We start from the raw sequence: 24,697 nt of genomic DNA on the forward strand, positions 1-24,697 counted from the left end.
AAACTCTCATGTTTAAGTGTTTAATCTCGTTCAGAACAACTACTAGCTATTCTTCCCGTTCTTACTGTTTTTAGGTCGCTTATCTCTAAGCTTGTTCTTGAATGATAATTGTTCGGCTTCTTTTACAAAACCAAACCATTATCCTTGATTCTCTTTTAGAATTTTCAAGGTTTTTACACTGTTTAGTTATCAAGGTTCGCTTGTGTTGCGTTCAACACGCAACTTTGACATCTTACCACGTATTTTTTGCTTTGTCAATACCTAATTTGATATTTTTTTAAAACTTTTTTTACTTACGCAGTGGAATTATATTATATCATTTTACCCACATCCTGTCAATGACTGGAAGGGGCAAAAAAAATATCTTTTGAAAAGAAACGGAGAAAGAGGGATTTGAACCCTCGCGCCGTTATTCACGACCTACACCCTTAGCAGGGGCGCCTCTTCAGCCTCTTGAGTATTTCTCCTGAAGTTCTATCTTTCAAACGATATTCTTTTCTGCGCTATCTGTGACGCAGAAATAATTATACTCGACCTTTATTCGTTTGTCAACAGGTTTTTTTCCTTTTTTCGATTTTCCCGTAGACGCTGAAAAAATGCGGTCAGCATTTCGCTGCATTCCTCCTCTAAAATTCCTCGTTCCACTTCTACCTGATGATTAAACTGAGGGTGCTCTAAAAGATTTAAAACCGACCCTGCACACCCTGCTTTCGGGTTCATTGCTCCAATTACAACTCGTCCCACACGAGCTTGTACAATCGCTCCGGCACACATTTGACAGGGTTCCAGAGTGACATACATAGTACAGTCTTCCAGTCTCCAGTCCCCTGTCTTTTTACTTGCCTTACGAATCGCATTCAGTTCTGCATGAGAAAGTGTATTCTTATCTGTATTCCGCCTATTATATCCTCGAGCGACAATCTGCCCTTCCCTCACAATGACGCAGCCAATAGGAACTTCATTAAGCAGTTCTGCTTTTCTGGCCTGCCGCAGGGCCTCTTTCATATATCTTTCGTCCACTGTCATAGTATTTTTCTCTATCCCTTTCTATAGGAAGTGATTCACTCCCCCAACGTCCGGCACCAGTATCCGAAGCTTCTCTTTCTAGCACCCGGTTCTTTCAGCATTCGAAACTCCTGAAATCCAAACATAGATGCCATCATTTGCTCCTGATCACTGTAAACTCCCGGAACGCCTATGTAATAAGTGATGTTCTCCTCCGTCTGCCGCCTTAAAAGCAAAAGATGACGGTAGTGATAGATCCCATGAAGCAGAAAGCTGTTGTTGCCAAGCTCCCATTTATCTCGAGGTACTCTTGTAAGACTTTGGGGATCCAGCCGAATACTGGACATAACGGCTCCATCTCCATCCACATACTGCATAACCGGAAAATGCTTTGTCAGATATTCCCACTGTTCTTGTCTGGAATCAGGTTTCTTTTGGGATTCTTCTGATTCTGCTGTCTCTTGCATGGCATATTCCGCAATTACCTCTGCTGCCTGAAGGACTTCTTCCTTTTCTCTTTTTTCTTTCGGAGCTGCTCCCTCAGATTCTGCACCCACAGTCTGCCTGACCGACCTCCTCAGGGGCTCAAATCGCTCCACATCCACCGGAAAGTCATCCCATTGTGCCGCATAAATGTGGTTATCCCCTTCTATATAGATTCCCTGACTCTCTTCCAAACCAAAGCCGCTTTTCATCAAATCTTCAGACTCAGTAACCCCGCTCCACTCTAATGCACCATTTTTACTCTCCAGTTCTCCCAGAAGCTGGCCTGTAAGACGTTCTTTTTTTTGAGTGAACACATAAGCCTCGTAAGGCGCCTGTCCCCGTGTATAAAATCCACGCATATGAATCTGAATTTTACAAATGCCGTCTCTGGCATTCACCTTTACAAAACCTAAACTCTCTCTTTTTTCTCCCTGAACATACTCATAAATATAAGAAACAAATCGCTTATACTCAGACAAAGAAATTCCTCCTATTCCCGTTTCCTAGAATATTCTATGCCTGACTTGTCTCTCTCATGTCTAATCTTAAAAATCTTCCTGCATCCCCCATATAAAATTAGACAACTCTGCAAACTGGTCCAATGTCAGCGCTTCTCCTCGAATGCTTGATGAGAGCCCGATTTTTTCCAAAGCCTTTTCCGCTGCTTCCTTGGATACCTTAATATCCGAAGCATGGTTCAAACCATTTACAAGGGTTTTTCTACGTTGATTAAAAGAGGCCCGAATCAACTGAAACATAAAGTGTTCATTTTTCACTTGAACCGGCGGCTTCTCGTGTCGGGTAAGCTGTATCACTGCTGAGCCCACACGGGGCCTTGGCATGAAGCAGTTTGGAGGTACATTGGCAATCAGTTCCGGGTGCGCATAATACTGTACTGCCAGGGAAAGAGCCCCATAATCCTTAGAGCCCGGTCCTGTACGCATCCGTTCCGCCACTTCCTTCTGCACCATAACTGTAATACTCTGCACGGGCACATGGCTTTCAAAGATTCCCATAATAATGGGAGTTGTAATATAATATGGGAGGTTTGCCACTACTTTAATAGGGCGCCCTTCATTGTGCTCCTTGGCTAAACTGCAGAGATCCATTTTTAAAATGTCTTCATTGATAATTGTCACATTCTCATAGCCGCTTAAGGTATCATTTAATATGGGAATTAATGCTTTATCAATCTCAATTGCTGCCACCTTCCGGGCTGCCGCTGCCAGATATTGAGTCATGGTTCCAATTCCCGGGCCCACCTCTACAACAAAATCATCCTCTCCAATCTGAGCCGCACGAATAATCTTATCTAATACATGCGTATCAATAAGAAAATTCTGTCCGTATTTTTTTTGAAACACAAAACCATATTGATTCAAAACTGCAATTGTGTTTTGGGGATTTCCCAGGGTCGGTGCAGGTCTGTCCATAAAGAAGCTCTCCTTATCTTCCACAAGTATGATTGCTTTTTCCAAAATATAAGGCTCTGGCATTGGCAGCTGTCATCCGTATGACTTCTTCTGCCGCTACACCCTTTAACTGACCAATAGTTTCTGCCACATAGGGAAGATTTAAGGATGAATTTCTTTTTCCCCGATAGGGCTCCGGCGCCAAATAGGGACAATCCGTCTCCAGCAGGATTCGTTCAAGAGGCAGCATTTTCACAACCTCCTTCAGCTTTTTTGCATTTTTAAATGTAATCACACCGCCGATGCCGATGTAGTAGCCCATATTCAGATATTCTTTTGCAATCTCTGGCGTATAGGAAAAACAATGGATGACGCCCTTAAGTTCCGGCGTGTGGGCCTTTCGCACCGCTTCCAATGTGTCTGCTGCTGCTTCCCGACTGTGTACAATTATTGGAAGCTTCAGTTCCTTCGCCAGTTCCATCTGACGATGAAACCAATACTTTTGAAGCTCATGCTTCTCCTTATCCCAATAATAGTCCAGTCCTATCTCGCCCACTGCCACTGTCTTAGGATGGAGGCACTGCTCTCGCAGCCACCCCATGGCTTCCTCATTCAGTTCTCCAACTTCATCCGGATGGATCCCTACTGCTGCATAGATAAATGCATGTTGTTCTGCCAATTGAAGCGTACTTTTTACTGAAGCTAGGCTGGCACTTACATTCACAATCGTTTCTATGCCCTGTTCCTGACATTGTTTTAGAAGCGCCTCCCGGTCTGCATCAAAAGCTGTATCATCATAATGAGCGTGACTTTCAAATATCATATTTACACCATTTTTCCTCTTGACTTTAGCATGCCATATTTTCTATATCTTTTTTATTATAAAGGAGATCCCCCGAAAGATCTACCACATATTTTACATCCGCAAAGCCTACCACATCCCCCTGGCGAATACGTGCTTTTTCGTTTACTTCCAGGCGGCCGCCGTTTAGGAAGGTTCCATTGGTGGAATTAAGATCCATCAGATAATAGATTCCGTTTTCCTTTGAGATTTTTCCATGAATACGTGAAATCCCGCGGGCTTTTATCCAGCCATCCACTGCATCCTTTTTCTTTCCAATAAGAAAATTGTCCGCTGTTATCTCCATGCTGGAATAGGCCGAATTTTCACTGCGCAAGGTAAGTCCTGAAGCCTTCTTTAAAAATATGGTTTCTCCCCTGCCTGCCGATTGCGGCGTTTCTTTTTCTGTCTCTGTTTTGGTTTTTGTTTTTGTCTCAAAAGCTTCTGTTTCTTTTCTGCTTCCATTCTCTTCTTTCCATTTGGAAAGAACCTGTTCTAAGGATGCATTTTCTTCCCCTGCCATTCGGTAAAATTCATAGCCAAGAGCTACAGCATCTGCATCCTGTTTATCCAGGCGATCCAAAAGATATTCTGACAGTTTCAATAGTTCATTTTCGCCTGCTGCATCATAGAAAGGAAAAAAACAAAAAGAAAATTCCCATCGATCCGGATCCAGATAAATATAATCCGGATTCAGCAAAAGCTGTTCTGTGTCCAGAAGATGCTCTTCACAGCTTCTGGCCGTCAGCAAAAGCTGCTCTAAAAGCGCATGAAGCTCTGCCGCTTTTAGATGTCTCCGTTCCAATACCAAGCGCAGATTCTGCCGAGAGGTAATCTCATAGTAAAAGCCTGCCTCTTTATCAATCCTGCTTAATGCGCATTCCAAAAGGCCTGGAATCTTATTGCTTATCAGCATCCCTACTTGATAATGATCCCGAAATTCTTCCTGCTGCAATATTAAGTAATTGTGATCCAGCTCCCTTTTATATATGGTTCTCATACTTCTCCTCCTCTAGTTTTGTATCCCCTGCCAATATGCAAATATTCTTTCACCGCTCCTGGAACGCGGCTTAAAATTACTTTCCAATTCTCTTTAGTTCCCGAGCGCTTCTAAGCTTCATTGTTGGATTTAAACGCACTACCTGCTCTTCTTCTCTGACTGTAAGTCCTCCAAGAAGACTGGTACTTCCTGTATAACTCACTGTGACTGTCTGCTTTGTAACCTTTATGGATGTTTCCACCTCTCGTAGACACAGAAGCTTTCCTCTTGCCAGGCCATTTGCCTGTCCTTGTAGCCAAGTCTCCAATTCCTTTTCATTTTGATATTTTTCGGCTGCCCCTTTTCCTGCCAGTTCTGCCGCACAGGAAGATAATACGCTCCTGTCATGGAGATACAGGCAAAGGCACAGAAATGTAAAAATAATTAAAATCAAAAACGGGAGCAGCATAGATGCCTCTACCGTAAAGCTTCCCTTTCTCAGCCTTCCCTTCATAAGATCATCCTCCCTATAAATGCCAGCAGCAAAAAAGGTATTAACGGAACCCGAGCTGCCATTTTCACTCTGCCCGCCAAGACGCCAATGCTCAAAATGAGCCCACAGCAGAGCGCTCCCATAAACAGCAAACTCATATTCTCCCAAAATCCAAGATAAATTCCAGTAACACAAATCAAGAGTCCGTCTCCAAAGCCGATAGCTTCTTTGGTGAAAAAAGCTGCCGCCAGCAGCACAAGTCCAATCCCTGCGCCGCCTGCCGCTTCCATAAAACTCTGATATCCAAGCCAAAGATTCAATCCAATTCCGATTACCCCAAAGACTTCCAGACTGATAAGGCTGATCTCCCTTTTCCTCCAATCTACTGCACTGTTTATAGCCAGTAATAAAAGGATCAGCACCTTTACTATCTTTTCTTCCATATTTTCTCTATCCTCCACACATGGAGCAGGGCGGCAATCCCCCTGTCTCCGACAGCAAAACTGTCCGAATTCCCCGCACCAATCCTGAACAGTTTAAGGTCTCGTGATATCGGTTCCCATCACTAGTGACATAAACTATCTGACTTCCATTTTTCCAGCACCGTTCACAAGGGGCATATTTCCCGCCGCTTCCATTACGCAGGCTCTCAATCTGTGCAAAATTCGTCTGTTGAATAGAAAGCTTTAGATGCCTGCAGTTTAAACTTCGATGGTACACCGTCCCATAGTCTGTCACATAAACAATTTCTTCCCCCTCTTCCCCCAAAAATGCCTGCCTTTTTCCAAATCCAGTCCAGCCTCGGACCACTTTTGTCTGTGTGATACGGATGGGATGAAACCATGAAATCCCTGGCGGCATAAGCACCTGGTAGGATGCCTGTAATGTCAAAACCGAATCCGCTCCATTCCATCCGCTTCCCGCCATGGAGATTCCATTTACTCCCTGCTTTATGACCTCTGATCCTGTGCGCCCTTTTAGGTATTCTCTTACTTTTTGACTGCTCCTTATTCCTGCCAGCGCAGAGCTTTCCATTCCCTCCATCATGCCTGCGTCCTGAGACAGCTCTCTGCCTGCATCTGTAAGGGCACGTCCAATCTCTGTCTGTATTCTCAGCAGCACAACCAAATACAAAAGAGCCGTAAGCACAAAGAGGAACAAGGGGAATACAAGCGCCGCTTCCACCGTCATGCTCCCCTGTGGCTTTAAAGGGATGCGCCATGATATTCTTTTACAGAAAGAAATTTGATCTTGATATTTAGAACCCGTTGAACTACCGGAACAATCATTTGCAACTGCCTGGAGAGCTTTTCTTTTTTTGAGAGACTCTTTCCTGCAAAAGAACATCATGGTACACCCCTTTCTATACGCTGTCACAGCTGTTCAGCGCCTGCACAATCTTGTAAAGTTTACTGCCACTCATAACAAAATGTCCGTTCTGCCGTCCATTCCTTTCCATTGAAAATCACAGCCCGAACCTGAAATCCGTCTGTACACTGGTCTATATAAAACCCTCCACAGCCAGATATTCTTTTAATTACGCCTTCTATTACATCAAGGCTTCTCATAGTCTTTGTCTCTCGTCCCACAGCTGCCAGCAGTATACCGAGATAGTCCTCATAAGAAAGCCCTTTTGCGTCCTCCTCGTCCCCGAATCCGGAGGCTGAATTTTGGAGATTCAAAGCACCTTCGAGGGATGTGCGCCAAGTGCCATCTCCCTTCCAAAAAGCACACTTTTTTCCGCCCAGAAGTGTTCTGACATCTGCTATGCTTTCTGCAAAAGCCCAGGCCAGCAAAAGTGCCTGCTTTACTGCCTCCACCAATCCCGGAACCATAGTGACGCCTACCAGAGCAATGGCCAGTGCTTCACACTCTGCCTTTTTTGCAGTATCCGTCTGCAAATAGGCATAATTCATCCCTTCCCGAATCGCCAGAATCCGTCTGCACACAGTTTCCAGATTGGCAATGTCTGTGTCTTCTCCCCCTATCAGGTATTCTATCTGATAGTCCAGCCAAAGCCCTGTCTCTTCTCCTTCTGCCAGGAACTCAACTGCATTTGTTAAGTTCTCCAGCAGATATCCATGGAAAAACAGGTCATTTGCCGCATTTCCTTTATGAATCCCTCGGGACCCACTTCCTGTCAGGCAGTTCCGCCGTGAAGGTACTTTTTCTAAGTCCGCCCTTTTTCCGGATACACCTCCTGCATCTGGAAGAAGGAGATGCAAAAGGCTTCCCTCCTTTAGCGAACTTATGGAGGATACCGGATCTGGTGTGTATGCCTGTTCCTCATCTTCCCGACGCTGCCGCAGCTCTTCCAGATTTTTCTGCTCTCTTGCTTCTATCTCCTCATATTCTTCGCTTTGTTCCTGTGCCTGTTTTCCCAGCGCCTCACAGGAACGAAGCTGTTCCAAAAGAGCTGCGCCTGTCTTCTGTTTCATATAGGATACTGCCTGCTCATAGTATGCCATCCCTCTGTTATCAGAGGCTCTTGAAAAATTCCATGCTTCCAAGGCATTTACGCTGCCCCTGGGAAGGTTTTCTTTTAAAAATCCTCGAAGCCTCTGTTTTAAATTCTCCGTATCCTCCAGTCCGCTCCCATATCCCAGCTCCACATAGAGCAGGCCATATTGCTCAAAGAGCTCTCGATGATACTCAGATAGGATGGAATATTCCGCAAGCTCCAATGCCTCCTGCGTTTGGCTTCGCAGGAAGGCAAAACGCGCAGACGAAAGGCAGGCCTGAAAAAAGAACAGCAGAACCGCCAGCATCAGGCTGAGGAAAACGGTTACCTCTCCTTTTTTGCAAAACACTATTGAAGGCTTTCTGTGAGTTGAATCAAAAGTGTTTTTCCCTCTGCTGTCTCCTGTCATATTTAAATTGTACCGCTCTGACTTGTGATTTTATCAAAGATGGTATTAACTAAAGATGTGAGCTGGCTTTTAAAGATAATTACAAGGCCGATTAACACCACCAAAATCAGGATCATTTCCACTACACCGATTCCATCTTCCTCTTTCCAAAATTCATACCAAAAATTTCTCATTTTCATTTCCTTTCTATAATAGAGTTCCATCATATTCCTTCCGGTTCCTCTCTCCCGGAAGAATTGAAATATTACATCTGCATGGACATCCCTGCCGGTACGAGTATCAGAATCATTACCACCACCAGCATCAGAACCATGGGAAGGAGCATCCGTGTAGATGCTTCCTCTCCCACCCGTACTGCCAGTTCCCTCCGCTGTTCAAAGGCCTCCTGCGCTTCTCCTTTAAGAAGCTTTGTCAATCCATGATTTCCTTTTCTCAGGTTTTGTTCCAATAATACGGACAGCTTCAGATAGCAGGGAATCCTGCAGCGCAGGCCAAAGTTCTCATACGCCTTGATTTCTGCAATTCCGTTCTGCATTTCCCTATAGGCCAGAGCCATCTCCTCATATGCATAGCGAAGGGGCTGTTCTCCCTGCTCTCGTTTTCTCTGATAGTCACGCACAATCATCTCCCAGGCTGTGCGTACCGTTGCACCGGCACCCATAAGCAGAACCAGCTTGCTTACAATCTGCGCATAGTCCTTGCGCATCTGCTGCTCCCGTTCTTTCGTCTTTTGCTTAAGCTCTTGATCCTTTGCTTTGTAAAGAGCCAGCATACATGCCAGCGTGAGAAGTAATACAGCTATTGGTGCAGAAGATTTTTTCTCTTCCCAGACAAGCTTTCTTCCCTTCACTTGTGCCGGAAGCTCCTTTTGCGCCTCTTCTCCCTGCTTTTCCTGCAGCTCTTCAATCTTCCCCGAAAGTTCCTGCATAAATTCCTCTCCCGGGCTTAATATGGGCGGCAAGACCTTCACACAGGCCCGATAGACTGCCGTCACTTTATTACAGATTAGAAGGGCGGTCAATTCTACGATACTCCCTTCCTCCTTGAGATTCTCTCTGCGGATAGTCCCGTCCAAGTTCAAAGCTTCGTAAGAGTCAAGCTCCCATTCTATGGTTATTGGCAGTCCTTCCACCTGACGAATCAGATTCAGGTCACAGCGTACTTCCTCCAGAGAAATATTTTCACCTAAAATATACTCCTCCATCTGGCTTACCGTCTGCTCCAGCAGTTCCCGGCTTTCTTCTTCCGATAACATTTGGGGCTCTACCAAAATGGTTATCTCCTGGGTATCCCCTTCTTCCGATGTCACGCGCAGTTCTTGCTGATATGCATTTTTTTGTCGGGGCAAAAAATATCCGTTTACCAGATTGCCATTCAAAAATGCTGCTATTCCCGCCAGAAATGCCATGGCCGCACCAGCCGCAAAAACCCTTAAAAGCAGACTGATTTTTTCCCTATAATAGATCTCTTCCTCTTTGAATCCGTCCGTTCCGGCATTGAGCAGCTTCAGGTTTTGTCTCACAGCCTCTTGTCCTGGCAGCCGCCCCTTTAGCCGCTTTAAAATCATTTTGCTCAGATTTATTTTCAATCTTATACCTCAATGTCCAACAGCCGTTTTCCCATATGCCAAGCCAAAAGGTAGAGACCCAGACTGGCTGTCATTACACAGATTCCCACCAGATTTCCATACAAGGGATTCAGAAATCCCGGACATCCCATACGCAGATACAGGATCATGGCAAAGGGAACCAGATTCATAACCTTTTGTTCATATTTTCTGGACGCAAGGGCCATGGACGCCTGACGCTCTGTCTCTATTATCTGTGTAATGGTTTCTGCTGTGTCCTGCATAATGCCAATCAGATCTCCGCCGTTTCGTTTTCCTACGGCAAAAATTTCACCAAAGGTTTCTGCTTCTGGCAGACCGCTTCGTTTTGCAAAGTCCTCCACTGCTGTTTCAATAGTTTGATTTGAGTCCAGCTTTCGTTCCATAGCGGAAAGCTCCTGTACCATATCCGTATTCCCTGTATAAATGAGCTGCAGATCCTTTCTCGCCTCCCGAAAAGCATTTTCTGCCGAATATCCTGCTGCCAGAGCCGCTGCAATTGCCTGTACTGCATCCTTAAACTGCAGCTTTAATTCCTTTCTCCGTTTTTCCCCCATCCCCTCCCCCTTCTCCCGAAGGAGCCATGCAAATACCAAGGGAAAGGTGAAAAGGGCAACAGGTGAGTTGTAAAAGCACAGAGCAATAATGCCGGTCAAGGCTGCCGCCTCTAAGCCAAAAATGACTTTTTCTTTTTTATTGGGACGGTACCGCCTATAATCCACATGCTTCCCTCCCAATTCCTGCTGCTCTCATTTTATCCATATGCCGCAGTTCTTCCTGTTTCTTCAGCTGTCCCCGAACCTGTTCTTCTGATCCTTCTTCCTCTTGAAAGGAAAACAGGCAGCGCAAAAGAATCTCTCCTTCGACTATCCCGTCAAGCTCCACTATCTCCAAAACTTTCCGGCTTCCATCCCTCTGACGTCCCAAATGAACTATCAGATCCACACCAGAAGCAATCTGCCTGCGAATGGCCGCCAAGGGCAGCTCCATTCCCATCAGCACCATGGTTTCCAGGCGGCTCAGCATATCTTTTGGACTGTTGGCATGCCCGGTACTCAGGGACCCGTCATGGCCTGTATTCATAGCCTGGAGCATATCAATGGCCTCTGCCCCCCGGACTTCTCCTACAATGATGCGGTTTGGGCGCATTCTAAGTGCTGTTCGAATCAGATCCCGAATGGTAATCTCGTTTTCTCCTTCCAGATTGGCATTTCTGGCCTCCAGCCTCACCAAGTTCTGAGCTGTCACAAGCTGAAGCTCTGCGTTGTCTTCTATGGTGATAATTCGCTCACTCAATGGGATAAACTCCGAAAGGGCATTGAGAAATGTAGTTTTCCCGGATCCGGTTCCGCCGCTTACAAAGATATTATAGCCGGCCATCACTGCCATTCTTAAAAACTCTGCCGCTTCGCTGGTCACTGAGCCCCACTCAATCAACTGGGCAATCCGAATAGGCTCTTTTGGAAATCTTCGAATCGTAACTGCCGGCCCATTTAAAGCTATGGGATCCAGCACAATATTTACTCTTGAACCATCTGAGAGTCTGGCATCTGCAATCGGATTTGCCTTGGAAATATTTCGATTGCAAAAACTCACAATCTGCTGTACCACATCCTCCAGTTTTTGCTCGGAGGGAAACTGCTTGTCCCATCGAAATAATCGTCCGCCCTTTTCCACAAAAATATCTCTTGGTCCATTTACCATAATCTCTGTAACGAGCGGATCTTCAATCAGCTCCTGAAGCAAATCCAACCTTCGAATTCCGTTAAAAAGCTCCTTCTGTATCCGAAGTTTTTCATCCAGCAGCAGATAATCCCTGCTGCTGAAGCTCAGAACCTCCTGCGTAATCAGCTCCCAGACCTCCTCATCTGTCAGTTCTCTGGACAAATCCATCTGCTTTTGTATCTGCTCCTGTAAATCTGTCCGCAATTTTTCCCAATTTCTTTTCACATTTCTCTCCATTTTTTTCCTTCCATTCGGGCATATTCCTCCAACTGCTCTGCACTGGAAAAGACGATCTTTTCTGTTTTTTCCAAAATGTCTTCCATTTCCAGAAGCTTCAAAGCCTCTTTGTATTGCCAAAGCTTTGCCTGCGCTGTCTCGTCCGATGCGTGAGGCATATAGATCCCATCACATTGCTCTAACAGTTCAAACAAGCTCTCCACACCACAGCTCAGGTCCAATATGACATACTCATAACGGCTTTCTTTTTCCAATGCTTCAAGAAGCTTCTCCCAATCTTCTCTTCCAATACTTCTTAATTCCAGAGGCGATTTAACCGGAGGAATATAATCAAGACCTCCAATCTGTCCTGTCATGCTTTCCAATTTACAGGCAAAGGCATTTTTCCCCTGTTTCATATAATATATAAGTTCTGACAGCGTCCAGCCATCGCCCCAGGGGTAAAGAATCTCGAAGCCCGAAAATTCCTCCATGTTCAGGTACAAGGTTCGCCGCTGTTTTGCAAGCTCCTTTCCTAAAGCCAGCGCAAAGCTTGTCTTTCCTGTCCGCCCTGCAGGTGAGAAAACGCCGATTCGCTTCATATCTCGCAGCCGCAGGGCCGTTCCCAGACCTGCAGGTGTCCGCTCCGCATAGATGGCATAGGCTTTCCTTAAGATCTGCTGACAGGACTGATACTTATAAATCATGGGATAATCCGGCATCTCCTCCTGGTATTCCTCCTCCGACAGGCAAATGATCTGCCCTGTTTGTCCCTCTTTTCCAAGCTCCTTTGTAAGATTCCCGGAAAGAAGAATGATGTCTGCCGGATGTTCTTTTGTATCCTCTATAAGCTCTTGTATGTTCGTATAACCGTGAACCGTGAACAAGGGATCCCGATATCGGTTGGCGTATCCGGCAAACCGCCGTGTATACTCCTGTTCCTCGTCACAAACTGCCATCTGCCTTCTTTTCACCAAATCCCTCCCTGCAGAAACGGGAACCTGGTAAAGGCACAGACAAGTACAAATACCAAATTACTTCCTCCTTCTCACTTAATCATCCAATTTGGAAATACGGTTTGAATCAAACCAAAGATGCTGGCTGTGCCGCTTTTGGCTCAGCCGGAAAGATTATAATCGATCTTGTTTAGATTATAGCCGCCTTTCCTTATTTTGTAAATTGTAAAATTTTCACAAAATTCCGAAGGCCGCAATCCCGTAAAGCAGTCCAAGCCCGCTGATTCCAAGGCTTCCGACTGTCAAAAGGGTCAGTGCATTTAATCCTACAAAAATTGCAATATTTTGAGAAAGGAGGACTGCATTGATGATCTGAATACCGATGGCGCCAAATACCATGCGAAGGAGAAAATTCAATACTTTCATGACTTTGTCCTGAACTTTTTTACCATTATATGGGCGATTGATCCAATATATACTAATTTTTAGTATAAACGCCGTCCAATTTGCCTATACTTTTAGTACAACACAAATACCTATTACGGAAAGTGGGGATTGCAGTATGGGGCTTTTACGAAAAGAACCGGCTCCGCCGGAGGATTCCTTTACCAGACGACAGCTTTTGGAGGATCTTCATACAACCAAAAATGCATTGGATACCGCTTACGCCAATTTTGAAACAGTGGTGGATCCCGATCTCATCGACTGTTATACTTATGAAATCTATTCTGTCCAAAAACGGTATAAGTTTCTGCTGGAGCAGGCGAAACAGATGGATTTGCAGACGTTTTTTTAAGAAATACCCTGGCCGCATTTTGCTGCCAGGGTATCTGCAAATTAATATTCTGTTTTCTCTTTATAACGCAAAATTTCGCTTGTAACAATTGCAACATCCGTAAAAATATTTTCCATCTTGGTATTATACAGCAAATGCCGGCAGATGCTGTCTAAGGCAATCATCGCCTGCTGTTCCGGATTCTGATCTAAAATAAGCGTAAAATAATCCTCCCGCATCAACTCCGCCGTTTCCACACTCAAGTCAAATCCCAAAGAAACAACGTCCTTTCTTCCTGCTTTGCGGGCCTCACTTCCTATAATATAGCAGTCGGCATCGGTTCCCACCACGCCTGCCACATCCTTAAGCTTCATCAGCTCTGCCGTCTTTTTGTGATAATCCTCCACACCACCCGAAATCAGGATTTGTTCAATCCGAATGTCCGGATACTTCTCGCTCATATAATCATAGAATCCTCTAACACGCTCCTGAGTTTGCATCTCTACCAGGCTTTGTTTCATAATATAAATCTTTCCTGTTCCCCCTGTATAATTGGCCATAGCCTGTGCAGCGATTCGGCCGGATTCATATGCTCTGGGGCCTACATAAAACAGGCGCTTACTAGCAGGCGCATCTGCTCCAAAGGTGCATACCATCTTCCCTTTTTCCATCAAAGCATTGATCTCCGGATTAAGTTCAGTCATGCTGCTGGCATGCATAATTACAGCGTCAAACTTTTCATCATGCAGAAGAGAACGCAGCAAATCCTTTGAGGATTCCAGTGTACGACTTTTGGGAAGAAGGAATTCAATCCCTACTTTCATACTGATCCAAGATTTATGACATTTTCTGAAGCCTGCCTTGGCTTCCGGAAAGAAGTAGCGGTAATCACCAAGGATAATTGCAATGTTTCTAATCCTATTTGTCGCCAAAATACTGGCTGCCATATTTTTCTTGTAGCCCAGCTCTTTGGCTACCTGTAAAACATTCTCCCGAGTCTCCGGACGGACAGTTTTATCTCCTGACATTACCTTTTTTACAGTTCTCAGAGAATAAGCCGATCTCGCTGCCACATCCTTTAATGTTACAGATTTCTCATACATCTGTTCTTCTCCATTCGCATATTCCTGAATACTATCTATTAAGTCCCTGTCTGTGGGAACAATGGGATTTTGTCTATTTTATCGAATCACAACCTGTTTGCAGTTCAAAATGTTTCCTAAAAACAACAACTGCTCCAGAACATCCCCATATATCAAAGCGCTGTGATGTGTTGCTCCGTTTTGACTATATTGTTCCAGAAACCGTTCCAACGGAACATCTGGTTTAAACCAGCCATTGACCGCATCTGCCATACGGTTTTCACCTTGAATCTTCAGCATTTCTCCCGGTGCCAAAGTCAGTGTATACCGCCCTTCTCCAAAGGGCGCCAGGTTCAGCAGAACCGCCCGGCCGCCTTTCATGGTCTGATAGGCCGCCGTAGGATTCTCTGCATCCGTATATGGAAATGGTTTTTCCTGCAGAAGAGGCTTTCCATCTGCAATCGCATAATTAAATTCACCCATATGGCTTAAAAACACAGTCCCATGCTCCCAATCCGGACAGAACATTTCCGTGAATGTAGTTTCCGGAAAAGCCGTCAGCAGTGCCCCTACCAGTCCGGCAGTCAGCACATCCCCCTCTCCCGCATAGCCCAGGCCATTGACCATTGCCGTACAGCATTCGGTAAAAGGCATAACAGGAAGTCCTGGGTTAGGGCCTGCCGTTTCCAAAAAGTTAATGGTATAGGCAGACAGTTTTTCCTCTTTTGCCCATTTTCGGATGGCAAGGCTTGTTTTGGCCGTTCTATCATATACTTCCCGCATCAGGTTCGGAGCTATTTCAAAACGCTTTAAATCCGCCGCATATTCCTCATCAATCTCTTCCTGGGTAACAGCCGCAATGCGCTCTGCTCCTTTCTTAAAGTCATAAGGAATCATGCAAATGCCAAGATCACGTTCCAGTTCTTTGTAAGGCAGTTGAAAGTCTCCCATTCCTGCAAAGGGATCTCCCACCAAACCAACACGAGCTCTCTTTAGCTCACGGGCCACCATAGCCCCTTTGGCCGTTGCAAAAACCCGCTCCAATACGTCTGAATGTTCCAAATGTCCGGCACAAACCCGGAACACCTGTCCATTGCGTATCAAAAGGTTGCACATATCCTGAACGCCATGGATTCCATGATTCAGCATAAGTTGCGCCGGATCCGTATTCTGATCATATGTATAGCTAGGCGTTGTATCCAAAATAATCAAGGGAAGCTTCACTTTGGCCAGTGCTTTCTCTGATTCCAAGGACGGAGAGTATGCCAGATGCAGCGTGACAATCGCATCCACATCCGCCGCCTCAAACTGTGCAATTGCCGATTCAAATTCCCTGGCCAGACGGCAGACAGGTGCGTCCACAACTTCCATATTGCGGCGTCTCAAACATTCGGATGCATATGCATGTGCAGCATCTATATCCGGACGAACTTCCGGCGTAGTAAGGTCGTATAGCTCTACATAAAGAGGCAGAAGACCTATTTTAGGATTTCTCATGATATCCTCCTGACATGCTGTCAACCGCAGCATGTATTTTTATTTTATAATGTGGGCTGCCGCAAAACAAGACTTATTTTACGGCAGCCCTGGCAAATGACCTTAAGGATTAGTTGCTTGCAGTCACTTCATACTCATATTTTGCACGGAATTGTTCCTGATTGGTCTCATTAATGATAATAGAGCCAGAATCCACTGCATCCGGCAAAGGATTAACGCCAAGCTCACGGTAGCCTTCAATTACTTTCAGACTGTCATTTACATAAGCGTGCAGCCACTGTAAAGCAATATAGCCTTCCACATAGGAATTCTGTGCAAAGGAAGAAGCAACCTCACCATCTCGAATCAGATCCAATGTGGCAGAGTCACGGTCACGTCCCACAATAATAATCTCACCGGTTTTTCCAGCCTCACGTACTGCTGTAGCCGCACCAACAGCGGTATAAGCCTGCTGTCCGATAATTCCCACAACATCCGGATTCGCCTGAAGAGCCGCACCAATATTGGTAGCTGCAACATTGGCATCTGCCGTATCATCTACTTCAACAACCTTAATTCCCGGAGCGTTATCTAAAACAGAATGAGCACCCTCTAAGTTTGCTACTGCAGAAGGCTGTGCTACTGCCAAAGCGGAAGATATAATAACGGTTCCTGTCTTACCATCCAGTAATTTCAGCATTTCTTCCGCCTGTCCTACACCTGCATTGTAAGGATCGCATCCGATAAAGCTTAAACGGTTGGATGTGATGTCCGTATTTACACAGATAACGGGCACGCCGGCTGCAATGGCATTGTCAATTGCATTGGCCGTTTCTTCTGTCTGTCCATGAAGAATAATTCCGGTTACACCATTGGCAACTGCCTGGTCAATAGCCTGTACAATCTGATCCGGAACAAGCTCCTGCGGGCCTGCAAAGTACCACTGAGCACCGATATCATTGGCAGCATCACATACACCGCCCTTCAAAGCATCAAAGAATTCCAGCTGTCCCAAAGACATAATTACACAATAGGTCTCTCCTTCTCCCGGAAGTGCAGCGGTTTCTGCTCCCCCTCCCGAAGACTCTGCAGCCGGAGCCGCATCCGGTGCAGCCTCCTGTTTCCCTCCGCAGCCAGAAAGACAGCCCACCAGCATAACAACAAGTAAAAGCATTGTAACAAGTTTTTTCATGTATCATTTCCTCCTTTTTCTATTTTCATTCCTTTTGAGGAATAAAATTTAATCTGTTTGTAAATTAATCCGCATAGCCAGAAGCCATAGTCATCAACCGCTCTTCTCTAAGTTCTCTGTTTTCCAAAACACCTGTGCATCTTCCCTCATACATAACCATTACCCTGTCACAGGAAGCCATCAGTTCCGGCATTTCCGAAGAAACCATCACAACTGCTTTCCCTTTTGAAACCACATCTCTCAGAAGCAGATGAATCTCTGCTTTCGCTCCCACATCAACACCTCGAGTCGGCTCATCGATAAGTACAACATCCGGATCTGCAGAAAGCCACATGGACAAGAGCACCTTCTGCTGATTTCCACCGGACAGATTCAGAACCTTCTGTGTCAGCCCCGAACACTTAATACGCATGGCATCAATATATTTTTTTGCATTTTCAGCAATCTTGCTATATCGTACAACTCTGCCTTGTACATATCGCTCTGTAGATGCTGCCGCAATATTCTGCTGAATATCCAGATTAAGAAATAACCCAAGGATTTTCCGCTCTTTTGTGATGTACGCAAGCCGATTTCTCTTGGCATCATAGGGATTCCGGATGGATACCTCTTTGCCATGCAGCTTCACGGAACCTCCGGTCATTTCCCGCCAGCCAAATAAGGTTTCAAGAAGTTCCGTCCGCCCGGAGCCTTCCAGACCCGCAATGCCTAATATCTCTCCTTCATGCAGTGCAAAAGAAATATCTGACACAGCTTTTCCGCTGGAGAGGTGCTCTACCTCCATTAAAACCTCTCCAATCTTGCTGGTTCCCACTCCGTATTCGTAGGCCACATCACGGCCAACCATATAGCGAATCATGTCATCTTTGGTAATCTCATCCGTCATCGGCATGGTAGCTACATGCTCGCCGTCTTTCAAAACCGTCAGAGCATCTGCCAGCTCCACCACTTCATCCAGACGATGAGAGATATAAATGATCGTTACACCCTTTTTCTTCATACTATGAATCAGCTCAAAGAGCTTATCCACTTCTACCTGAGTCAGTGCCGACGTAGGCTCGTCCAGAATTACAACTCGGGCATTTTCATGCATCAAAGACGCTATCTCAACCATCTGCTGAGAGCCAAGGCTCAAAGTGTTCATATCCGCTTTTTCATCGATATAATCCAGACCGCAGGCATCCAGAATCTTTCTCGCAGACTGATAGAGCGCCTTGTAATCAATCCGGCCGCATTTGGCAGGGATGGCTCCGGCAAACAAGTTGCTTGCCACATCCAGGTGCATGAAGTTAGACAGCTCCTGATACACTACGCCGATTCCGGCACGCTTGGCCTCCTCCGGGCTTTTAAAATTAACAGTTGTTCCAAACAGTTCCACATGACCGCCGTCACAGCCCTGTACACCGGCAAGGATCTTGATCATCGTTGATTTTCCGGCGCCATTTTCTCCAATAATGCAGTGAACATCACCCTCATGAATCTCAAAGCTCACCTGGTTTAAAGCTCGTACCCCCGGAAATACTTTTGTGATATTATCGAGCTTAATTGCCGTATTCTCCATACTCATTCCTCCTAAGTGAGGCGCCGTCTTACGCCTTAGCCTTTTTCTTTTTCAGCAATACATCCAGGCCAACGGCGAGAATTAAAATACAGCCGTTGATAACTTTCGTGTAGCTGGTGTTCAGATACAGTAAGGTTATGGCATTTCCCACCATTTGCATTAAAACGACTCCCAGCATAGCTCCCAATACGCTGCCTACACCGCCGTCCATGGATACGCCGCCTACCAAAAGCGCAACCACATTACGGAATTCCAGGCTTTCTCCGGCATTTTGCGAGCAGCTTCCCAAACGGGCGGAAAGGATAATTCCCGCAAATGCCGCAATAACACCTGTAATGGCATATGTAATAATTGTAAACCGTTCCACATTGATTCCTGCCAGCTTTGCAGAGGCTTTATTTGAGCCAATGTAATATGCGTTGTGAAAGAAATTTGAATATTTCAGCAACAGTATTCCGGCTGCTACTATCACCAGCATGTAGATAATCGTAATCGGAATGCCGAGAACCGTGGCACGTCCAAGTACCAGAAACTGTTCCGGGAAAGAGGAAAGGGTTCCGCCTCCCAACATTACCAGCGCTACGCCCCGATAAGCCATCCAGGTTCCCATTGTTGCCACCAAGGGTGTCAGTCCCAGCTTATTAATTATCACACCATTAAGCGCTCCCAGAACGAATCCGCTGAACAGTCCAATCAAAATAGCTGCCGGTATCGGCAATCCTTTGTTGAGCATTAAAGCACAGATCGCACCATTTAAGCAGAGAGCCGATCCTCCGGAAAAATCAATGTTTCCGGCAATTAGAGAGATACACATGGGAATCGCAATCATCATATCCGTGGCCATTCCCTGAAGCAATACACGAAAGTTCGCTACTTGAAGGAAGTTTGGTGTTGCAAGGCTTAAACATACACCAAAAATAATCAATAGAATTGCCAGGGAAATCTCCCTCTTTTGCAGCATTGCCCCGATTTTTTCCAAAGGTTGTCCGCTTTTTACGGACGCTTTGTTTGTTCTTTGTTTTTCAACACTCATTTCACATCCTCCTTAGCTTTATCTTATCACTAGTGCACTCGTGTGCACTTTGTTTTCTAATAAAAGAGCAACTCTACCAACTGGTTTTGTTACCCTTTTATCTTTGTCATAAGTCTATCTTATTCCCCGATAATCTGAACCTGCACTGTTCGCTCTCTGCCACGAGTTTCATCAAAATCAATAAAATGAATAAAGCCAAACTCTCCCAGATCCAATTCCCCGTCTATTAACACGATAGTTTCACTTCTTCCCACAATGGAAGAACGCAGATGCGCATCCGTATTGTGGCAGCATCTCCAGCTTTCCCCGTGCTCCGCCGCATATGCAATCGCCTTCTCGCCTGGATGATGATACATTCCATCCGTCCGGTATGCAGGTATAATTTTTTCAAAAACGTCTACCAAATCCTGCTGCAATGTCTCAAGTCCCGTCATAGACATATCAAAGGCACACTCCTGTGTAATCACACAACAGGTCGTATGGTGGGAATAAACTACCACAATTCCGTTTTTAATTCCGGAGCGCTCTACAATCTCCTTTGTTTTCGCCGTCACATCATGGAATGTTATATCCTTATCCCTGGACATTACCTTGATTTCTTCTCTGTAAATCATATTCCTCCTCCTATTCAAAGTCGCTGCGCGACAGCACTAAAGGGTAAAGTCGCTTCGACACACAAGTAATGAGAGAAACTTTCATTCGAAAGGGCACTCATGAAAGTTCCTCTCGTGCGCCTTTGCGACTTTACCGTCCAGCATAAAATATTTCTAATAAACATTTAACATTTCTTAGCTGGACTATTTAGTTCAATCCTGAGCCTGCTTTTTCAGATCGTCAGCAGCCCGTCTGGTAGCCGCTATCATCTCATCTATCATTGCCAGCGGGTCTGCCGCATTCATAATTCCTGAAGCCGCACCTGCCGCCTCGGAGCCCGCCATGATAAAGTCATATACCTGCTGGCCATTGGTAATGCCCGCAGCCTGCTCTACCATTATATTCGGATCAATTGCTTTGATGGCATCAATTACCTCTTTTACATAACCCATATCGCTGACGCCGCCTGTACCGCCAATCAATTCGGAGGGTTCCGGATTCAGTATATCCGGGTGAAGCTGAGCAAGAGCTTTCGCCTCATCAACCGTATCCGCACAGGCAAATACTAAAAACTCCAATTCTCTTGCCCTGTCAATGGTTGCTTTGATAGCTGGAACAGACATAGGCTTTTCACAGTGATTCACTACAACGCCCTCTGCGCCTGCCGCCTTTAATCCCTCCGGCAAAATATCCGCCATTCCCCTTCCTGGTCGGAGTGTATCCATATAAGGAGCTAAGATGATCAAATTCTTTGTATTCTCTGCCACACGGCGTATCTCCGTACAGGGCGTAATAAATAATACGTCAATATCATATTTTTCCGCTGCAGCATCGGCCGCTTTCGCATATCTCAGCACATCGTCTCCATAAATATAGTTTTTTGTTCCAATCTCAAAATACGGTGTTCTGATTTTCCGCTTCATTTCTTTTTCCCCTCTGCTCTTCTTATTATCATAATATGCTCGTTTTACTCATTTGTCAACACTTTTTGATTGATTCGTTCAATTTACACAATTTTCTTTGATTTTTTCGCTCGATTCACTCACTTTCATAGTACATTTGCATAAATTTCCATAATTTATCGTATGCCTCAAACTTCTCCTGATAAAATACCCTCTCTTCAGGAACCGGTTCATAAATATGCTCCGTATGCACCATTTGCTCTGCCGCCTGCTCATAGTTGTCATAAATTTCCAGGCCGCAGGCCGCAATCATAGCTGCTCCCACTCCACAGATATCTGCCTGGTTTAAACGGTTAATGGGGATGTTGGTGATAGATGCAATCATTTGGCACCAAAGAGGGCTTTTGGATGCTCCTCCCATCATTGTAATTTGGTGAATCTCACATCCATTATCTTCAAAATCAGCAATTCCCCTTTTTACGCCAAAGGCAACTCCTTCCATAATTGCTCTTGCAAAATCAAAGCGATCATGCTCCAGATTCATACCTGTAAAGGTTCCCTTAGCCTTCAGATTCCAAATGGGATAGCACGCACCTGTTAAATAGGGATAGAAAAATAAATCCCTGGTCTTTTCCCTTCGTTCTGCCGCTTTCTCGTTCATAATCGCAAAGTCCTCAGGCAGAAATTCGTTTTTAAACCATTGCAGGGATGCACCGGAGCACACCAATGAAGCAATCGCCCCGTATAAGCCCCTCACTGGATGCCGGCCCGGAGCAATAAAGCTGTTTGTAAACAAAGGTTTTGTCCCGATTCCCATAAGAACCCAGGTGGTCCCGGCAGAGAGAAGCATATCTCCATCTCGGATAGCTCCTGCTCCTATAGATGCACAATACTGATCATGAGCTCCGTTGAATACAGGAATTCCTGCCAAAAGTCCTGTTTCCTCCGCTGCCCTTTGACATAAGACGCCAATCTGCTCCCCGGTAGGTTTGACCTGGGGAAGTTCCTCCTCTGTGGTATGGGCCGCCGTCAGCATCGTTTCATCCCATTCATCCTTTTCAATATTGTAAAGCTGACGCATAGCTGCATTGGTTGGATCAATTACCGCCTCGCCTGTAAGATAATGATTCAGCACCTCCAATGTGGTCCAGTATTTTTTTGCACTTTTATAGTCGGGATCTTTTTTCAGATTCCTCAGCTTTGCCGCATCCAAAGCCGGATTTATCTTCCAGCCTGTAGTTCGATAGATATATTCATCTCCCAGCTCCTTGGAAATCTCCGCTGCCTCTTCCTGCGCACGAGAGTCCATCCAGGTAACGGAATTACCCAAGAATTGGCCGTTTTCATCTACGGCAACCGTGCTTCCTCCCTGGGTAGAAAGAGAGATTCCTGCCACTTGGCTCCCATCCCTTTCAGAGACAGCCTGCCGGATAGCTATGACGGCAGCCTTTGTCCAGTCCTGCGCCCGCTGTTCCACACGGCAGCCATTGCTTAAAAGAGGATATCCGCTGCTTCCTGTTGCCGCAACCTTGCCCTGTTCATCAACAAGCACTGCCTTGGTACATGTTGTTCCAATATCCAAACCTATTACATACATACCTTAATCCTCCTTACAAAAAAGTTCCGCCCTAAGCTCTGTCTCCATGCTTTCTCCTGCCTTTAATAAAAGAGTTTCGCCATTTTTTGATGCCGTCTCAAAGTCTCCCGGCAGAGAAGACCAGGGTTCAACTGCCATGGTATATGCCCGGCCGAACCATGGATAATCCTCATGTCCGCAGTACATGCCCCAGATCCAAAGATAACGGAACACGGTGCAATCCCATTTCAGCCGGATTCCTAAATTCAACTTCTCATTTACCAGCTCGTATTTGCCCTCAGTCAAATCAGATATAGCATATTCCATATAGATTTGATCTTCATGAGCATACGCTCTGCTCATATCTATCTCTTTTCCGTTTTTGTCTGGCAGTATCGGCCATTTTCCCGTAGTTTCCCGGGCAAAAGGGCATCTCTGGGCAATGGTGCTCTCCGGCACCGTCACCGTAGGCTCTCCTTTTAAGTAAAGCCGTGTATTCTCATCTATGAAAGGCCAGCCAAATGCCGGGTGGTGCCCCCACATAAATTCCTGGTCCGTAGATGCAAGATTTGTTACTTTCTGATGCATCTCAAGTGCGGCAGATTCCTCCCGTATATATACGGTTTTCTCCAGCAGAAACGGGGACCTGACCGTGCGCAGCGTAAACCGCAGTCCGACACATTCCGGCGTGTCCTCCACCGTATCGCATTCCCAGGGATACAGACAGGCTTCACCATGAATACCAATCTCTCCTCCATGAAAAGCCGCCGGGCCGCCATAGGTAGGAAACAGCTCCTGCCAACCGCCTCCATAGCTGTCCAGAAAATTGCCTCCTGCGGCTGCCTTGGTTGACTGATGGTTGATTGTTTTAAGTTCATTAAAGGAATGCCACATATAGTCCAAATCTTCCGGCTTATACACCAGCTCTACAATATCGGCGCCCTTATCAAGAGCAAAAACAACTCGTATTACTTTATTCTCCATGGATACCAGCCGGATTCCGTCACAAATGTAATGGCGGATACGGCATCCGTAATTACGTGTATGTGTATACTTTTCTTTTATGTTCATCTATCTTCCTCCTGTTTTTCACCCGAGTGCAAATTCTTTGAAAAATTATCGTATTCTTTACAGACAAGCAAGTTCTTTGTTCTTTCTTATTCTATTTTATGCTCGTTTCAGTCATTTGTCAAACTATTTTTGATTGATTCGCTTATTTTTGATTATATCATGTTACCGTTCACTCCCAAAGTCAGTTAGTTAAAGGTGATTTAATGGACTGGTTGAAAAAATCGCTTTAACAGGCTATAATTTATGTAAAAAAAATGATTCTGAACCCTCTGTTTATCAGATGTTCAGAATCAACTTTACATAACAAACAACTATGCATAATCTTTATGTAAAGATTTACATAAAGACTGGCCTTCTACAAAAACAATCGTTTCAAATACACCATATCTACAAGCTGCTCACCACACTCATAGATAGGATGATCGTAGTAATCCGTGAAAAAATTCGGGATCCGATGGGAAATGCGAAAACCGCACTTCTCATAAAAGGGAACCGTCAGAGGCGACTCCCCCGTTCCCACCAACAATTCCTCATACTGCCCTCGGAAGGTCTCAACAACGAAATCAATCATTCGCTTCCCCAAGCCCTGCTTTTGATATTCCGGGCAGACCGCAATGTTCTTAATCTCCAACGTGCACAAATCCTCCTCCGTTACTACACAGACAGCCCGTGCTTTCTCTCGACCGAGCACAAACATCCTACCCCGATCGAGATACTGTTCAATCATGCTCTCCTGCTCGTCGGCTAACAGGAGTAACTCCATGTAATCCCTCTTATTTTCTTTGACTTCCCAGATTTCCATTTTTGCCCCTATCTTTCTCTTTTCCATATTTTGTTTTGCACTCG

The 24,697-nt window shown here is 45.4% G+C and carries 26 protein-coding genes and 1 tRNA gene; 1 reads left to right on the plus strand and 26 read right to left on the minus strand.

What is annotated here, in order from left to right; genetic code table 11:
• Nucleotides 1-378: 378 nt before the first annotated feature.
• From VSQ61_RS13910 to VSQ61_RS13985, 16 genes are all read right to left on the minus strand, one after another.
• Nucleotides 379-467: transfer RNA gene (locus VSQ61_RS13910), tRNA-Ser, on the minus strand.
• Nucleotides 468-537: 70 nt separating this feature from the next.
• A complete protein-coding gene (tadA, locus tag VSQ61_RS13915; RefSeq protein ID WP_334344997.1) occupies nt 538-1,026 on the minus strand; it encodes a tRNA adenosine(34) deaminase TadA in 489 nt (162 codons plus the stop codon).
• 35 nt (nt 1,027-1,061) lie between these two features.
• Nucleotides 1,062-1,970, minus strand: coding sequence for a DUF6128 domain-containing protein (locus tag VSQ61_RS13920; RefSeq protein ID WP_334344998.1), 909 nt, complete (start codon nt 1,968-1,970; stop codon nt 1,062-1,064).
• Between the two features lie 66 nt (nt 1,971-2,036).
• A complete protein-coding gene (gene rsmA / locus VSQ61_RS13925) occupies nt 2,037-2,924 on the minus strand; it encodes a 16S rRNA (adenine(1518)-N(6)/adenine(1519)-N(6))-dimethyltransferase RsmA (protein WP_334344999.1) in 888 nt (295 codons plus the stop codon).
• 13 nt (nt 2,925-2,937) lie between these two features.
• On the minus strand, nt 2,938-3,726 hold the full coding sequence (locus VSQ61_RS13930) for a TatD family hydrolase (protein ID WP_334345000.1): 789 nt from the start codon (nt 3,724-3,726) through the stop codon (nt 2,938-2,940).
• Nucleotides 3,727-3,751: 25 nt separating this feature from the next.
• Nucleotides 3,752-4,744, minus strand: a complete 993-nt coding sequence (locus VSQ61_RS13935; protein ID WP_334345001.1) for a DUF6382 and FHA domain-containing protein — start codon at nt 4,742-4,744, stop codon at nt 3,752-3,754.
• Between the two features lie 76 nt (nt 4,745-4,820).
• Entirely contained in the window at nt 4,821-5,237 is a 417-nt protein-coding gene (locus VSQ61_RS13940) for a TadE family protein (protein WP_334345002.1), read from the minus strand.
• Complete coding sequence (locus VSQ61_RS13945; RefSeq protein WP_334345003.1) at nt 5,234-5,659, minus strand: prepilin peptidase; 426 nt, start codon at nt 5,657-5,659, stop codon at nt 5,234-5,236. Before VSQ61_RS13945 ends, VSQ61_RS13940 begins: the two co-directional genes overlap by 4 nt.
• Nucleotides 5,660-5,666: 7 nt before the next feature.
• The gene (locus VSQ61_RS13950) at nt 5,667-6,407 is read right to left on the minus strand and encodes a TadE/TadG family type IV pilus assembly protein (protein ID WP_334345004.1); all 741 of its coding nucleotides are present in this window, start codon (nt 6,405-6,407) and stop codon (nt 5,667-5,669) included.
• A gap of 218 nt (nt 6,408-6,625) precedes the next feature.
• Nucleotides 6,626-8,026, minus strand: a complete 1,401-nt coding sequence (locus VSQ61_RS13955; RefSeq protein WP_334345005.1) for a DUF5702 domain-containing protein — start codon at nt 8,024-8,026, stop codon at nt 6,626-6,628.
• Between the two features lie 62 nt (nt 8,027-8,088).
• Nucleotides 8,089-8,265, minus strand: a complete 177-nt coding sequence (locus VSQ61_RS13960; protein ID WP_334345080.1) for a Flp1 family type IVb pilin — start codon at nt 8,263-8,265, stop codon at nt 8,089-8,091.
• Between the two features lie 65 nt (nt 8,266-8,330).
• On the minus strand, nt 8,331-9,674 hold the full coding sequence (locus VSQ61_RS13965; RefSeq protein ID WP_334345006.1) for a type II secretion system F family protein: 1,344 nt from the start codon (nt 9,672-9,674) through the stop codon (nt 8,331-8,333).
• A gap of 2 nt (nt 9,675-9,676) precedes the next feature.
• Nucleotides 9,677-10,414: a type II secretion system F family protein gene (locus VSQ61_RS13970; protein ID WP_334345007.1), complete on the minus strand. Its 738-nt coding sequence runs from the start codon at nt 10,412-10,414 to the stop codon at nt 9,677-9,679.
• Nucleotides 10,404-11,654, minus strand: coding sequence for a TadA family conjugal transfer-associated ATPase (locus VSQ61_RS13975; RefSeq protein WP_334345008.1), 1,251 nt, complete (start codon nt 11,652-11,654; stop codon nt 10,404-10,406). The genes VSQ61_RS13970 and VSQ61_RS13975 overlap by 11 nt, the downstream gene beginning before the upstream one ends.
• The gene (locus tag VSQ61_RS13980) at nt 11,639-12,607 is read right to left on the minus strand and encodes a P-loop NTPase family protein (RefSeq protein ID WP_334345009.1); all 969 of its coding nucleotides are present in this window, start codon (nt 12,605-12,607) and stop codon (nt 11,639-11,641) included. The genes VSQ61_RS13975 and VSQ61_RS13980 overlap by 16 nt, the downstream gene beginning before the upstream one ends.
• A 216-nt stretch (nt 12,608-12,823) precedes the next feature.
• Nucleotides 12,824-13,015 carry a pro-sigmaK processing inhibitor BofA family protein gene (locus tag VSQ61_RS13985; protein WP_334345010.1) on the minus strand — a complete coding sequence of 64 codons (192 nt, stop codon included), beginning with the start codon at nt 13,013-13,015 and terminating at the stop codon, nt 12,824-12,826.
• Between the two features lie 136 nt (nt 13,016-13,151).
• Between VSQ61_RS13985 and VSQ61_RS13990 the strand changes: the two genes are divergently transcribed.
• Complete coding sequence (locus VSQ61_RS13990) at nt 13,152-13,385, plus strand: YaaL family protein (protein WP_334345011.1); 234 nt, start codon at nt 13,152-13,154, stop codon at nt 13,383-13,385.
• A gap of 41 nt (nt 13,386-13,426) precedes the next feature.
• Here the strand turns inward: VSQ61_RS13990 and VSQ61_RS13995 are convergent, their stop codons facing one another.
• The 10 genes from VSQ61_RS13995 to VSQ61_RS14040 all read right to left on the minus strand — a co-directional run bounded on the left by VSQ61_RS13995 (nt 13,427) and on the right by VSQ61_RS14040 (nt 24,680).
• On the minus strand, nt 13,427-14,467 hold the full coding sequence (locus VSQ61_RS13995) for a substrate-binding domain-containing protein (protein ID WP_334345012.1): 1,041 nt from the start codon (nt 14,465-14,467) through the stop codon (nt 13,427-13,429).
• Between the two features lie 78 nt (nt 14,468-14,545).
• The gene (locus VSQ61_RS14000) at nt 14,546-15,943 is read right to left on the minus strand and encodes an L-arabinose isomerase family protein (RefSeq protein ID WP_334345013.1); all 1,398 of its coding nucleotides are present in this window, start codon (nt 15,941-15,943) and stop codon (nt 14,546-14,548) included.
• A gap of 109 nt (nt 15,944-16,052) precedes the next feature.
• Nucleotides 16,053-17,114, minus strand: a complete 1,062-nt coding sequence (locus VSQ61_RS14005; RefSeq protein WP_334345014.1) for a substrate-binding domain-containing protein — start codon at nt 17,112-17,114, stop codon at nt 16,053-16,055.
• A 64-nt stretch (nt 17,115-17,178) separates the two neighbouring features.
• Nucleotides 17,179-18,675, minus strand: coding sequence for a sugar ABC transporter ATP-binding protein (locus VSQ61_RS14010; RefSeq protein ID WP_334345015.1), 1,497 nt, complete (start codon nt 18,673-18,675; stop codon nt 17,179-17,181).
• A 28-nt stretch (nt 18,676-18,703) separates the two neighbouring features.
• Nucleotides 18,704-19,708 (minus strand): ABC transporter permease, encoded by a 1,005-nt coding sequence (locus tag VSQ61_RS14015; protein WP_334345016.1) that lies wholly within the window; start codon nt 19,706-19,708, stop codon nt 18,704-18,706.
• A 119-nt stretch (nt 19,709-19,827) separates the two neighbouring features.
• Nucleotides 19,828-20,322 (minus strand): secondary thiamine-phosphate synthase enzyme YjbQ, encoded by a 495-nt coding sequence (locus tag VSQ61_RS14020; RefSeq protein ID WP_334345017.1) that lies wholly within the window; start codon nt 20,320-20,322, stop codon nt 19,828-19,830.
• A gap of 192 nt (nt 20,323-20,514) precedes the next feature.
• Nucleotides 20,515-21,225: a triose-phosphate isomerase gene (locus VSQ61_RS14025; protein ID WP_334345018.1), complete on the minus strand. Its 711-nt coding sequence runs from the start codon at nt 21,223-21,225 to the stop codon at nt 20,515-20,517.
• A gap of 115 nt (nt 21,226-21,340) precedes the next feature.
• Nucleotides 21,341-22,801, minus strand: coding sequence for a xylulokinase (locus VSQ61_RS14030; protein ID WP_334345019.1), 1,461 nt, complete (start codon nt 22,799-22,801; stop codon nt 21,341-21,343).
• 3 nt (nt 22,802-22,804) lie between these two features.
• The gene (locus VSQ61_RS14035) at nt 22,805-23,851 is read right to left on the minus strand and encodes an aldose 1-epimerase (RefSeq protein WP_334345020.1); all 1,047 of its coding nucleotides are present in this window, start codon (nt 23,849-23,851) and stop codon (nt 22,805-22,807) included.
• A 355-nt stretch (nt 23,852-24,206) separates the two neighbouring features.
• Nucleotides 24,207-24,680 carry a GNAT family N-acetyltransferase gene (locus VSQ61_RS14040; protein ID WP_502877039.1) on the minus strand — a complete coding sequence of 158 codons (474 nt, stop codon included), beginning with the start codon at nt 24,678-24,680 and terminating at the stop codon, nt 24,207-24,209.
• Nucleotides 24,681-24,697: the final 17 nt, after the last annotated feature.

The sequence above is a fragment of the Candidatus Merdisoma sp. JLR.KK006 genome, assembly GCF_036941035.1.
In the GTDB taxonomy this organism is placed as follows: Bacteria; Bacillota; Clostridia; order Lachnospirales; family Lachnospiraceae; genus Laedolimicola.

What these genes read in the sequence shown, in the direction of transcription:
- tadA (WP_334344997.1), bottom strand. Translation starts at nt 1,026, where the DNA reads ATGACAGTGGACGAAAGATATATGAAAGAGGCCCTGCGGCAGGCCAGA.
- rsmA (WP_334344999.1), bottom strand. Translation starts at nt 2,924, where the DNA reads ATGGACAGACCTGCACCGACCCTGGGAAATCCCCAAAACACAATTGCA.
- VSQ61_RS13930 (WP_334345000.1), bottom strand. Translation starts at nt 3,726, where the DNA reads ATGATATTTGAAAGTCACGCTCATTATGATGATACAGCTTTTGATGCA.
- VSQ61_RS13935 (WP_334345001.1), bottom strand. Translation starts at nt 4,744, where the DNA reads ATGAGAACCATATATAAAAGGGAGCTGGATCACAATTACTTAATATTG.
- VSQ61_RS13940 (WP_334345002.1), bottom strand. Translation starts at nt 5,237, where the DNA reads ATGAAGGGAAGGCTGAGAAAGGGAAGCTTTACGGTAGAGGCATCTATG.
- VSQ61_RS13945 (WP_334345003.1), bottom strand. Translation starts at nt 5,659, where the DNA reads ATGGAAGAAAAGATAGTAAAGGTGCTGATCCTTTTATTACTGGCTATA.
- VSQ61_RS13950 (WP_334345004.1), bottom strand. Translation starts at nt 6,407, where the DNA reads ATGACGGTGGAAGCGGCGCTTGTATTCCCCTTGTTCCTCTTTGTGCTT.
- VSQ61_RS13960 (WP_334345080.1), bottom strand. Translation starts at nt 8,265, where the DNA reads ATGAAAATGAGAAATTTTTGGTATGAATTTTGGAAAGAGGAAGATGGA.
- VSQ61_RS13975 (WP_334345008.1), bottom strand. Translation starts at nt 11,654, where the DNA reads ATGGAGAGAAATGTGAAAAGAAATTGGGAAAAATTGCGGACAGATTTA.
- VSQ61_RS13985 (WP_334345010.1), bottom strand. Translation starts at nt 13,015, where the DNA reads ATGAAAGTATTGAATTTTCTCCTTCGCATGGTATTTGGCGCCATCGGT.
- VSQ61_RS13990 (WP_334345011.1), top strand. Translation starts at nt 13,152, where the DNA reads ATGGGGCTTTTACGAAAAGAACCGGCTCCGCCGGAGGATTCCTTTACC.
- VSQ61_RS13995 (WP_334345012.1), bottom strand. Translation starts at nt 14,467, where the DNA reads ATGTATGAGAAATCTGTAACATTAAAGGATGTGGCAGCGAGATCGGCT.
- VSQ61_RS14000 (WP_334345013.1), bottom strand. Translation starts at nt 15,943, where the DNA reads ATGAGAAATCCTAAAATAGGTCTTCTGCCTCTTTATGTAGAGCTATAC.
- VSQ61_RS14005 (WP_334345014.1), bottom strand. Translation starts at nt 17,114, where the DNA reads ATGAAAAAACTTGTTACAATGCTTTTACTTGTTGTTATGCTGGTGGGC.
- VSQ61_RS14010 (WP_334345015.1), bottom strand. Translation starts at nt 18,675, where the DNA reads ATGGAGAATACGGCAATTAAGCTCGATAATATCACAAAAGTATTTCCG.
- VSQ61_RS14015 (WP_334345016.1), bottom strand. Translation starts at nt 19,708, where the DNA reads ATGAGTGTTGAAAAACAAAGAACAAACAAAGCGTCCGTAAAAAGCGGA.
- VSQ61_RS14020 (WP_334345017.1), bottom strand. Translation starts at nt 20,322, where the DNA reads ATGATTTACAGAGAAGAAATCAAGGTAATGTCCAGGGATAAGGATATA.
- VSQ61_RS14025 (WP_334345018.1), bottom strand. Translation starts at nt 21,225, where the DNA reads ATGAAGCGGAAAATCAGAACACCGTATTTTGAGATTGGAACAAAAAAC.
- VSQ61_RS14030 (WP_334345019.1), bottom strand. Translation starts at nt 22,801, where the DNA reads ATGTATGTAATAGGTTTGGATATTGGAACAACATGTACCAAGGCAGTG.
- VSQ61_RS14035 (WP_334345020.1), bottom strand. Translation starts at nt 23,851, where the DNA reads ATGAACATAAAAGAAAAGTATACACATACACGTAATTACGGATGCCGT.
- VSQ61_RS14040 (WP_502877039.1), bottom strand. Translation starts at nt 24,680, where the DNA reads ATGGAAAAGAGAAAGATAGGGGCAAAAATGGAAATCTGGGAAGTCAAA.